General features: G+C 67.0%; 8 protein-coding genes. 2 read left to right on the top strand and 6 right to left on the bottom strand.

What is annotated here, in order from left to right; genetic code table 11:
* Nucleotides 1–107 precede the first annotated feature (107 nt).
* Entirely contained in the window at nucleotides 108–500 is a 393-nt protein-coding gene (locus QMX83_RS16840; RefSeq protein WP_282297788.1) for a response regulator, read from the bottom strand.
* Between the two features lie 182 nt (nucleotides 501–682).
* Between QMX83_RS16840 and QMX83_RS16835 the strand changes: the two genes are divergently transcribed.
* Complete coding sequence (locus QMX83_RS16835) at nucleotides 683–982, top strand: zf-TFIIB domain-containing protein (RefSeq protein WP_282297787.1); 300 nt, start codon at nucleotides 683–685, stop codon at nucleotides 980–982.
* 45 nt (nucleotides 983–1027) lie between these two features.
* Here QMX83_RS16835 and QMX83_RS16830 read toward each other — a convergent pair whose 3' ends face one another.
* From QMX83_RS16830 to QMX83_RS16810, 5 genes are all read right to left on the bottom strand, one after another.
* Nucleotides 1028–1900: a copper resistance protein B gene (locus QMX83_RS16830; protein WP_282297789.1), complete on the bottom strand. Its 873-nt coding sequence runs from the start codon at nucleotides 1898–1900 to the stop codon at nucleotides 1028–1030.
* Between the two features lie 41 nt (nucleotides 1901–1941).
* The gene (locus QMX83_RS16825; RefSeq protein ID WP_282297786.1) at nucleotides 1942–3729 is read right to left on the bottom strand and encodes a copper resistance system multicopper oxidase; all 1788 of its coding nucleotides are present in this window, start codon (nucleotides 3727–3729) and stop codon (nucleotides 1942–1944) included.
* 96 nt (nucleotides 3730–3825) lie between these two features.
* Nucleotides 3826–4254: a CopL family metal-binding regulatory protein gene (locus tag QMX83_RS16820; RefSeq protein WP_282297785.1), complete on the bottom strand. Its 429-nt coding sequence runs from the start codon at nucleotides 4252–4254 to the stop codon at nucleotides 3826–3828.
* 50 nt (nucleotides 4255–4304) lie between these two features.
* Complete coding sequence (gene recQ, locus QMX83_RS16815) at nucleotides 4305–6107, bottom strand: DNA helicase RecQ (protein ID WP_282297784.1); 1803 nt, start codon at nucleotides 6105–6107, stop codon at nucleotides 4305–4307.
* Between the two features lie 210 nt (nucleotides 6108–6317).
* Nucleotides 6318–6866 (bottom strand): Dps family protein, encoded by a 549-nt coding sequence (locus QMX83_RS16810; protein ID WP_282297783.1) that lies wholly within the window; start codon nucleotides 6864–6866, stop codon nucleotides 6318–6320.
* Between the two features lie 89 nt (nucleotides 6867–6955).
* On the opposite strand from QMX83_RS16810, the gene hrpA reads away from it, so the two are divergent.
* Entirely contained in the window at nucleotides 6956–11056 is a 4101-nt protein-coding gene (gene hrpA, locus QMX83_RS16805; RefSeq protein ID WP_282297782.1) for an ATP-dependent RNA helicase HrpA, read from the top strand.
* Nucleotides 11057–11128: the final 72 nt, after the last annotated feature.

The raw sequence follows: 11128 nt of genomic DNA, 5'->3' as shown, positions 1-11128 counted from the left end.
GAGCCACGCCCTGCGTGGCTGCACCAACGGGATCCGCCCCATGCTGTGAAGCCACGCAGGGCGTGGCTCTACGCAGGAGAATCAGACCGCGGTTGGCGGGGCTGGAATCAGGCAGCCAACGGCGGCTGCAGGGTGTCGCGGATGGCGTCGAGCAGTTCGCTCATGGTGTAGGGCTTGGGCAGGAAGCGCATCGCGCCGGTCAACCGGGGCAGGACTTCGACCGGCGGCAGCCCGGAGGTGACCAGGACCGGAAGACCGGGCTGGTACTGCTGGATGAGGTGGGCCGCTTCCAACCCACTTACCCCGCCCAGGCAGACATCGGTGAACACCAGGTCGTAGCGCTCGCCGGCGCGCAGCAGCCCCAGCGCGGCCTCGGCAGTGCTGACCGCTGCGACCTCGCAGGCCTGGCTTTCCAGGGTGAGCCGGCTCAGTTCGCGGGTGTCCTCGCTGTCTTCAACCAGCAGGATACGGGGGACGGGGTGGTGCTTGGACAGCAACATGGAACGGGTTTCCTGCGGGCCGGTGGTCAAAAAGGCGCGCAAGTATCGCTGCTGCGCCAGTGAGGAAATCGTGCAGGAAACCTCATTACGCCGTCGTTACGTGGCCGCGGGTTGTTGTCCGGCGGTCAGCTGAGGACAGGTAGAGTCAGGGATTGAATGAAGATTGAACAGAGGAGTTCCGCATGCAATGTCCCGTCTGCACTACCCAGGCGCTGGTGATGTCCGAGCGCCAGGGCATCGAGATCGACTACTGCCCGCAGTGCCGCGGCGTCTGGCTGGACCGGGGCGAGCTGGACAAGATCATCGAGCGCTCGGCGGCTGCCGCTGCACCGGCTCCCGTGCGTGCCGCTCCGCCGCCGCCGCCGCCGGAAGTGCGGCATCGCGATACCCGCCATCTGGGGCAGCAGCATTATGGTGATCAGCACGGCGGGTATCGGAAGAAGAAGAAGGAAAGCTTCCTTTCGGATATTTTCGATTTTTGATGGAGCGAGCCGGGCAGAGCCCGGCTCTACATCATCTGGGGTGCCTTAGAACCACACGCGCACGCCGGCCACCCAACGCGTATCGCGCAGGTGCTCACCGGCTGCCCGGTGATAGTCGGCGGTACCGCCAAACATGCGCTCGTGGCTGATGCCGATATACGGTGCGAAACGCCGGCTGAACTCGTAGCGCAGGCGCAGGCCGGCCTCCACCTTGTTCAGGCCACTGCCGATGCCGTGCTCCTGTTCGTCCTTGGCGGCAACGGTGGCCTCCACCAGCGGCTGCAGGATCAGCCGATTGGTGAGCAGCAGTTCGTACTCGACCTCCGCCGTGGCCATCACCTGGCCGCCTTCGCCAACATAGGCCGTTGCCGAGGTCTCGAACTTGTACGGGGCCAGTCCCTGCACGCCGAACGCGGCCCAGGTCCGTGAATCGGCCGGGCGGAAGTCCTGCTTCACCCCGACCAGTACGTCCCACCACGGTGACACGCTGCGCCCGTACAACACCTCCAGATCTGCGGCGTCGGTGCGGCCACCGCTGCGCTCGCCTTCGCTGCGCAACCACAGCCGGTTGATGTTGCTGCCGACCCAGCCGCTGGCTTCCCAGGCCTGGCCGGTGCCGTGCTTCCCGTCCCAGCCTTCCAGGCGGTTGATCAGCAGCAGGCTGTGGAGGTCCGGTGCATGTTCCATCGCGCCGTGGTCGATGGACGGGAAGGCGGCTGCACGGTCCGCGTCGGTCACCTCGGGGATCGGTTCGCGTGGCAGATCGGTCGTGTGCGTGCCATGGCCCATTGCGGCATGATCCAAGCTTGCGTGGTCCATCGTCGCGTGATCCATCTTCGAATGGTCCATTTTCGAGTGATCCATCTTCGAATGGTCCATGCCGGCATGTGACTGCGCCCACGCGGGCGCGATGATCATCAGCAGGGCGACGCTGAGACTGCAGCGGGTGAGAGTCCGGCTCATTCTTCGATCCTCACTTCGCGCATCATGCCCGCTTCCATGTGGTACAGCAGGTGGCAGTGGTAGGCCCAGCGGCCGAGTGCATCGGCGCGCACGCGGTAACTGCGGCGCGTGCCGGGCGGCATGTCGATGGTGTGCTTGCGCAGCTGGAATTCGCCGTTGGCGTTCTCCAGGTCGCTCCACACGCCGTGCAGGTGGATCGGGTGCTGCATCATGGTGTCGTTGACCAGCACGATGCGCATGCGCTCACCATAGTTCAGACGCAGTGGCTCGGCGCTGGCAAAGGGAATGCCGTCGAAGGACCAGCTGAATTTCTCCATGTGCCCGGTCAGGTGCAGTTCGACGTCGCGGCTGGGCTCGCGGCCGTCCGGGTCCTCGAACAGGCTGTGCATGGCACCGTAGGTCAGCACCGTGCGGCCGTTGTCGCGCAGGCCGATGCCGGGGTCATCCAGCTTCGGATCCGTCGCGTTGCTGCGCATGTCGACCAGCGGGTTGTTGTCCTCGCTGGGCGCATGGCGCGGTGCCTTGCTGTCTGCTGCGCCGTGCGCGGCGTGACCCATGTGCGCGCCGCAGCCGCCTTCCATGCCTTTCATGGCATGTGCACCGTGCTCCGAGCCGTGACCCATGTCATGTCCCATGTCACTCATGGTCAGCAGCGGTCGCGGATCACGCGCGGGTATCGGGGCCTGCAGGCCGTGTCGCACGGCCAGCGTGCCGGCGGCGTAGCCGGTGCGGCCCATGTCCTGGCAGAACACGGTGTAGGCGTCCTGGCCGCTGGGCTCGACGATCACATCAAAGGTTTCAGCGGGTGCGATGCGGAACTCATCCACACTCACCGGATGGATGTACTGCCCGTCGGCGGCGACAACGGTCATCTTCAAGCCCGGAATGCGCACGTCGAAATAGGTCATCGAGCCGCCGTTGATGAAGCGCAGCAGCACCTTTTCGCCACTGCGGAACAGTCCGGTCCAGTTGCCCGCCGGTGCCGTGCCATTGAGCAGGTAGGTATAGGTGTGGGCGTTGATGTCGGAGATGTCGGTAGGGGTCATGCGCATGCGTCCCCACATGCCGCGGTCTGCGGTCGCCGCCGCCCAGCCGTCACGGCGCACATCGCGCAGGAAGTCAGGCAGCGTGCGCTTGTAATAGTTGTCGTGCTCGGCCAGCTTCTTCATGCGCCGGAACAGCGCGCCGGGTTCCATGTCGGTCCAGTCCGACAGCATGATCACGTGCTCGCGGTCGTACCGGTAGGGTGCCGGTTGCAGCGGGTCGACGATCAGTGCGCCGTAAAGTCCCGCCTGCTCCTGGAACATCGAATGGCTGTGGTACCAGTAGGTACCGGACTGCTTGAGGGTGAAGCGGTAGTCGTAGGCTCCGCCGGGCGCGATGCCGTTGAAGCTCAGGCCGGGCACCCCATCCATGTTGGCCGGCAGCAGAATGCCGTGCCAATGGATCGAGGTCGGGTGTGCCTGCAGCGTGTTGGCCACCCGCACATGCACGGTGTCACCTTCGCGCCAGCGCAGGATCGGCGCCGGCAGGCTGCCGTTGACGGTGATGGCAGGGCGGGTGCGGCCGGTGAAGTTGGCCAGCGATTCGCCAATGCGCAGCTGGAACGCGGTGCCGGTGAGCACCTGGGGGGCAACAGCGGGCACGGGTCCGGCCGCCAGCGCACGGTTGGGCAGGGTGGCCGACAGGCCGGCAACCACGCCGCCCGCAGCCAGGCCCTGCACGAACAGGCGGCGCGAGGGCAGCGCGGGTAATCCCTGGCCCGGGGAGGAAGGATGACGCATGGGAACTCCAATCTGGATCCGAAAGGCACGCACAGGTGCCGTCAGGACACGCGCACGGGGCGGTGTCCGATCACGCAGGAAACTGCGCAGAGGAATTCAGACGATGGGAGGGCGGCTGATGCGATCCAGCGGCGGGGCCGGAAGCGAAGCGCGCACCTCACCCAGCGGGGCCTGGGCGATGGGCGGGGGCGTAGGCAGCCACAGCACCTGCGCGGTCAGGCTGGGCTGCTGGGCGCAGTTGCGCAGGCAGTCCTTGAGCTGGCAGTGATCGCCCTCGTGCGGTGTCGAGGTGGGGTGGTCGGTGCCGTGATCGGCCGCCGGCTCTGCGTGGTGCGCGGTCGCCTCGCTGTGGCAGGGCGGCTGCGCGTGCTCGACCGCGGCGGCGGGCAGCAGCGCCAGCGCCATGGGCGCGGCCATGCCGACGTTCAGCCCGTTCAACAACAGGCTGAGCATCAGTAACACGCGCAGGAGCAGGCCACCGGGCGACATGGTCGGCATCTTGGCAGCAAACCGGGGGCGCTGCATCCGGGCCTGAACGGACGATTCAACTCTGGACCTGGGTCTGACAGGTGCCATCAGCCTTCCTCGCGCACGATCTCGATCAGCCGGTTGCCGTAGCGGGCTAGCTTGCTCCCGCCGATGCCGCCCACCCGGCCGAGCGCATCGATGCTGGTGGGACGCTGTTCGGCAATGTTGCGCAGGGTACTGTCGTGGAAGATGACGAAGGCCGGCACGTTCTGTTCGCGCGCCAGCTCGGCCCTCAGGCCGCGCAGGGCATTGAACAGGGCCAGGTCCTGCGGCAGCACCGACAGCCCGGTGCGCTGGCCGCTGCGCTCACGTTCGCGGCTCGGGGCCTGGTCGCGGCGCATCATGACCTTGCGCCGCCCCTTGAGTACGTCGCGGCTGGCGTCGGTCAGGCGCAGGGCACCATAGGCCTCGCTGTCCACTTCCAGCAGGCTGGCGGCGACCAGCTGGCGGAACACGCTGCGCCAGGTGCGCGCATCGAGGTCGTTGCCGATGCCATAGGTGCTGAGCTGGCTGTGGCCGAACTGGCGGATCTTCTCGTTGTCACCGCCCCGCAGGATGTCGATCAGGTGGCCCACGCCGAAGCGTTGGCCGCTGCGATAAACGCAGCTGAGCGCCTTCTGCGCGGCAATGGTGGCGTCCCACGCGTCGGGCGGCTGCAGGCAGTTGTCGCAGTTGCCGCACGGCTGGGGATAGGTTTCGCCGAAGCCAGCCAGCAGGACCTGCCGACGGCACTGCATGGATTCGCAGTAGCCCAGCAGGTGATCGAGTTTGGCGCGCTCGAGATTCTTGCGTTCTTCGCCGGCTTCAGACTGCTCGATCATCTGCTTGAGCAGCACGACATCGCCCAGCCCGTAACACAGCCAGGCCTCGGCGGACTCGCCATCGCGGCCGGCGCGGCCCGTTTCCTGGTAATAGCCTTCCATCGACTTGGGCAGGTCGGTGTGGGCGACAAAGCGCACATCGGGCTTGTCGATGCCCATGCCGAACGCAATGGTGGCGCACATGACGATGCCGTCTTCGCGCAGGAACCGGCGCTGGTTTTCCGCGCGGACCTCGGCAGGGAGACCCGCATGGTAGGGCAGGGCGTTCATGCCCTGGGCGCACAGGAATTCGGCGGTTTCCTCGACCTTGCGCCGCGACATGCAATAGACAATGCCGGCTTCGTCGCGATGCCCGCGCAGGAAGTCGAGCAGCTGGCGCTTGGCGTTGTCTTTCTGGACAACCGTGTAGCGGATGTTGGGCCGGTCGAACGAGCTGACGAAGTGTTGCGCGTTGGTCAGGTCAAGGCGTTCGGCGATCTCACGCTGGCTCGGCGGATCGGCGGTGGCGGTCAGGGCAATGCGCGGGATGTCGGGCCAGCGCTCGTGCAGGACAGTGAGCTGGCGGTACTCCGGGCGGAAGTCATGTCCCCACTGCGAGACGCAATGGGCCTCGTCGATGGCGAACAGGGCGATGCGGCTGCGCGCGAGCAGCGACAGGAAGCGGCCGGTGAGCAGGCGCTCCGGAGCGACATACAGCAGTTCCAGCTCGCCGGACAGCAGCTCGCGCTCGACCCGGGCGGCGGTTTCGCCGTCCAGCGTGGAATTGAGGTACTCCGCGCGGACACCGAGCTGGCGCAGGGCTTCAACCTGGTCCTGCATCAACGCGATCAGCGGCGAAATGACGATGCCGGTACCGTCGCGCAGCAGGGAGGGTACCTGGTAGCACAGCGACTTGCCGCCGCCGGTGGGCATGAGCACCAGCGCGTCATTGCCAGCCGCGACGTGCTCGACGATCGCCTGCTGCGGACCGCGGAAATCGTCGTAGCCGAAGACGCGGTTGAGCAGATCGTGCGCGGGGCGGGAGGACATCCGGGTAGTTTACCGCGACCCGCCACTTCGGCGAGTCATCCAACGTCGCGGTCTGACGTAGGTTGAGACCTCTCGGACGAGGTAGCCCCCCCTTGAGTCAAGGGGGGGCGCGCCGACAGGCGCGGGGGATCTGGCCGGCGACGTGCGCAGGGTCCAGGGTTTCGCGTAGCGGAACCCTGGAAATCCCGCAGGGGCACAGCCCCGTAGGGATTACTGCAGGAGCGAACGCAGCATCCAGGCGTACTTCTCATGGGTCTGCAGGCGCTGGGTCATCAGGTCCTCGGTGGGGGCGTCGTCGGCGTCGTCGGCCACGTCGAGTACGTGGCGGGCGGTGCGGCAGACGGCCTCGTTCGCGGCGACCAACTGGCGTACCATTTCACGCCAGTCGGCGCTGTCGCTCAGGCCCGGTTCCTCGGCAATGGAGGTCAGGGCGGCGAACTCGCGGTACGAACCCGGGGCGTTGAAGCCCAGGGCGCGGATGCGCTCGGCCACGTCGTCCAGGGCGGCCCACTGTTCGGTGTACTGGGTCTCGAACATGGTGTGCAGCGAGTTGAACATCGAGCCGGTCACGTTCCAGTGGAAGTTGTGGGTCTTCAGGTAGAGCGTGAACGCATCGGCCTGGAAACGCGCCAGACCGTCGGCGATCTTCTTGCGATCGCCCTCCTTGATCCCGATATCGATGTTGGGGGCCGACGGAGCCGCTGCGGCCAGCTTCTGCTTGCCGGTCTTCGGTTTTGCCGGGGTCTTGGTCTTTGCCATGGGGGATGTCCTCCTGGTGGATGGGATGGCCTTCACAATAGATCAGACTAACCTTTCAGTCGTACTTTCGTTTTCTATCAATTCGATTCATGGCAGCTATCAACACATCCGACGCCTCCGCGCTGCGCCAGCAGCAGACCGCCATTGACGGGGCCATGAGCCGCGATCGGGGCCGCCTGCTCGGGTTGCTGTCGCGCCTGCGCGGCAAGCCCGGTGACGCCGGCCTGGCGACCGCCTTCGAGCAGGCCCTGCAGGCGTCGGTCCAGCGCCGTCAGGCGCGGGCGCTCAGCCAGCCGGCGATCAGTCTGGATGACAGCCTGCCGATTGCGCGTGAAGCCGAACGCATCACCGCGCTCATCCGCGACCATCAGGTCGTGGTCATCGCGGGTGAAACCGGCTCGGGCAAGACCACCCAGTTGCCCAAGCTGTGCCTGGCGGCCGGTCGCGGTGTGGCCGGGATGATCGGCTGTACCCAGCCGCGACGGATTGCCGCACGGGCCGTAGCCACGCGCGTGGCGCAGGAGCTGCAGTCCGAACTCGGCAGCACCGTGGGTTATCAGGTGCGCTTCACCGACCGGGTCGGGGATGACGCCCGCATCAAGTTCATGACCGACGGCATTCTGCTGGCCGAAATCAGCAGCGACCGCTGGCTGTCCCAGTACGACACCTTGATCGTTGACGAAGCGCACGAACGCAGCCTCAACATTGACTTCCTGTTGGGCTATCTGAAGCAACTGCTGAAAAAGCGGCCGGACCTGAAGCTGATCGTCACCTCGGCGACCATCGACACCTCACGCTTTGCGCAGCATTTCGATGACGCGCCGGTGATCAGCGTGGAAGGCCGTACGTTCCCGGTCGAGGTCCGCTATCGCCCGCTGGAAGGCGAGGGCAGCGGCGAAACCGAGGGCGGCCGCGACGGTGAGCGCACGGTCAATGACGCGCTGGTGGCCGCGGTGGATGAGATCACCCGCAGCGATCCGCGTGGAGACATCCTGGTGTTCTTCCCGGGCGAGCGCGAGATCCGCGACGCCCACCAGGCGCTGGAACGACGCAAGTACCGCGAGACCGAAGTGCTGCCGCTGTATGCGCGGCTGTCGGTCAAAGACCAGGACATGGTGTTCAATCCTGGCAGCCGGCGGCGCATCGTGCTGGCCACCAACGTGGCCGAAACCTCGCTCACCGTTCCGCGTATCCGCTATGTGATCGACCCCGGTCTGGCCCGGGTCAAGCGCTACAGCCCGCGCCAGAAACTGGATCGCCTGCATATCGAGGCGGTGTCGCAGGCCAGCGCCAACCAGCGCAAGGGACGCTGCGGCCGTGTGTCCGAGGGCGTGTGCTATCGCCTGTATTCCGAGGCGGATTTTCTTTCGCGCGCCGAGTTCACCGACCCGGAAATCCGTCGCTCCAGCCTGGCGGGGGTGATCCTGCGCATGTTGCAGCTGGGGTTGGGACGGATCGAGGACTTCCCGTTCCTGGAAGCACCGGACGAGCGCGCCATTGCCGATGGCTGGCAGCAGCTGGGCGAACTGGGCGCGATTGACGACCAGCGCCGCCTGACCCCGATCGGCCGCCAGATGGCGCGTCTGCCGGTGGACGTCAAACTGGCGCGCATGCTGGTGGCCGCACAGGCCCAGGGCTGCCTCCGCCCGATGCTGGTGATTGCCGCCTTCCTCGGCATCCAGGATCCGCGCGAGCGTCCGCCAGAGGCGCGTGCAGCGGCGGACAACGCGCACGCGCTGTTTGCCGATGGCCGCTCGGAATTCGTCGGTGTGCTGCGCTTGTGGGAAGGGTACCGGCAGGCCCATGAGGACCTGACCCAGTCCAAGCTGCGCGCCTGGTGCGAGCGCCATTTCCTGGGTTTCCTGCGTATGCGCGAGTGGCGCGAGCTGCACCGCCAACTGCGGGTGCTGTGCGAGGAGCTGGGCTGGAACGAAGAGCCGGTCGACAGCATGCTGGCTCCGTTGCTGGCCGGTTCGACCGCCCCTGCGCCGGCGCGCGATGACGAAACCAAGGCCAAGGCCACCCGCGGCCAGCTGCATCGTGCCGCACGGCTGGCCCGTGAGGGCAAGGCTGAGCCGGCCGCGCCTGCCGCGCAGGCCGTGCCCACCGCACCACCACGCGAAGAACGCGGCGGCTTCAGCGAGCGGACCCGCGCGGCCGCGTATCAGACCCTGCATCGCGCGCTGATCGCCGGTCTGCCCACCCAGATCGGCCACCGCAGCGACAAGGGCGATTTCCTGGCACCGCGCCAGCGCCGTTTCCTGCCGTTCCCCGGTTCGGCGATGGCGAAGAAGCCGGCCCCCTGGCTGCTCGCGGCCACGCTGCTGGATACCCAGAAAGTGTGGGGCCTGACCCTGGCCGCGATTGAACCGGACTGGGTCATTGCCGAACTGCCGCACCTGCTGCTGCGCAAACATTTTGACCCGCACTGGTCGCGGGCGCAGGGACAGGTGCTGGCGTCCGAGCAGATCAGCTTGTTCGGGTTGGTGCTGGCTCCGAAGAAGCCCGTTCATTACGGTCGTATCGCACCGGGCGAGGCGCATGACATCTTCGTGCGTCAGGCGCTGGTGACCGGCGAGATCAACACGCGCGCGAGCGTGGTCGCCGACAACCTCAAAGTCCTCGAACAGGCGCGTGAGGAAGAAGCCAAGCTGCGCCGCGCCGGTATCGTGGCCGATGAGGACTGGCAGGCGCGCTGGTACCTGGACCGCGTGCCGGCGCAGATCCACTCGAGCACGGGTCTGGACACCTGGTGGAAGGGCCTGGGGCCGGAGCAACGGCGCACGCTGGCGTGGTCGCTGGCCGACCTGCTGCCAGGCGAGGGCAGCGATGCCGAGCGCTATCCGAAGTACCTGCCACTGGGTGACGCGCGTCTGGCCCTGCACTACCGGTTCGAGCCGGGCAGCGAAGACGACGGGGTGAGCCTGGATGTACCGCTGCACCTGCTCAACGCGCTCGATCCGGCGCGGCTGTCGTGGCTGGCTCCCGGGTTTGTGGCCGACAAAGCGTCGGCGCTGATCCGCAGCCTGCCCAAGGCGATGCGGCGCAACTATGTGCCCGCCCCGGATTTCGGTCGTGCCTTCTCCGAGGCGTATGCGCAGCCGAGTGCCGACGACCTGCGCGGTGAGCTGGCGCGATTCCTTTCGCGGGCCACCGGCGCGTCCGTCGCCGCGACGGATTTTGATGAAGCCGCGCTTGAGCCGCATCTGCGCATGAACCTGCGCCTGTATGACGCGCAGGGCAAACTGCTGGCCGCCTCGCGCGATCTGGAGTCGCTGCGTGCGCGTTTTGGCGAACGCGCAGGCGATGCCTTTGCTGCGCGCGCTGGACGGGCGCTGGCGGCCGAAGGACTGCGCGAGTTCCCGTCGACGCCGATTCCGTTGCAGGTGCCGGGTGAGGCCGGGGTGCCGGCGTACCCGGCGCTGGTGGATGCCGATGAGATGGCGTCGCTGCGCATCTTCGCTGATCGCAACGAGGCGGCCGAACAGCATCCGCGCGGTGTGCGGCGGCTGCTGGAGATCGCGCTGTCCGAGAAGGCGAAACAGGCACGCAAACAGCTGCCGGTTCCGCCCAAGACCGGCCTGCTCTACGCATCGATTGAGTCACAGGAGCGTCTGCGTGGCGACCTGGTGGATGCCGCGTTGAATGCGGTGCTGGCCGATGGGCTGGGCGAGATCCGCGACCCGGCGGCCTTTGCCCAGCGCCGTGACACGGCCGGGCGGGCGCTGTTCGGTGAAGCGATGGCACGCTTGAAGCTGGCCGAATCGATCCTGTCCCATGTCGCCGAACTCAAGCCGCAGCTGGAAGCCCCGTTGATGGGGTGGGCGCGCGGCAACCTGGACGACATGGAGCAGCAGCTGGCAGCGCTGGTTCACCCCGGGTTCCTGCGTGACACGCCGGCCGACGCACTGGCGAATTACCCGCGCTACCTGCGCGCGATGATCCTGCGCACCGAGCGCGCCAAACGCGATCCACCACGCGACCAGGCGCGCATGCTGGAGCTGCGGCCGTTCCTGGATGCGCTGGAAGAGGCGAGGGCGCGCGGTCTGCGCGAGCGCCCGCAATGGCAGGCACTGCGCTGGGACCTGGAGGAACTGCGGGTCTCGTTGTTCGCCCAGGAGCTTGGGGCGAAAACCGGCATTTCGGCCAAGAAGCTGGCACAGCGGGTGGCGGCACTGCGCCAGGGCTGACACCAAGGCGTCGCGCCCCCCGCCGGGGCGCGCCCGGCGAGCCGGCTTAAATTAAACCGCGGCGCGATGGCG

Source organism: Stenotrophomonas sp. PS02289 (assembly GCF_029960115.1).
Classification (GTDB): domain Bacteria; phylum Pseudomonadota; class Gammaproteobacteria; order Xanthomonadales; family Xanthomonadaceae; genus Stenotrophomonas.
Note: the sequence above shows the minus strand (reverse complement) of the source record. Positions and strands in the feature narration are given on the sequence as shown.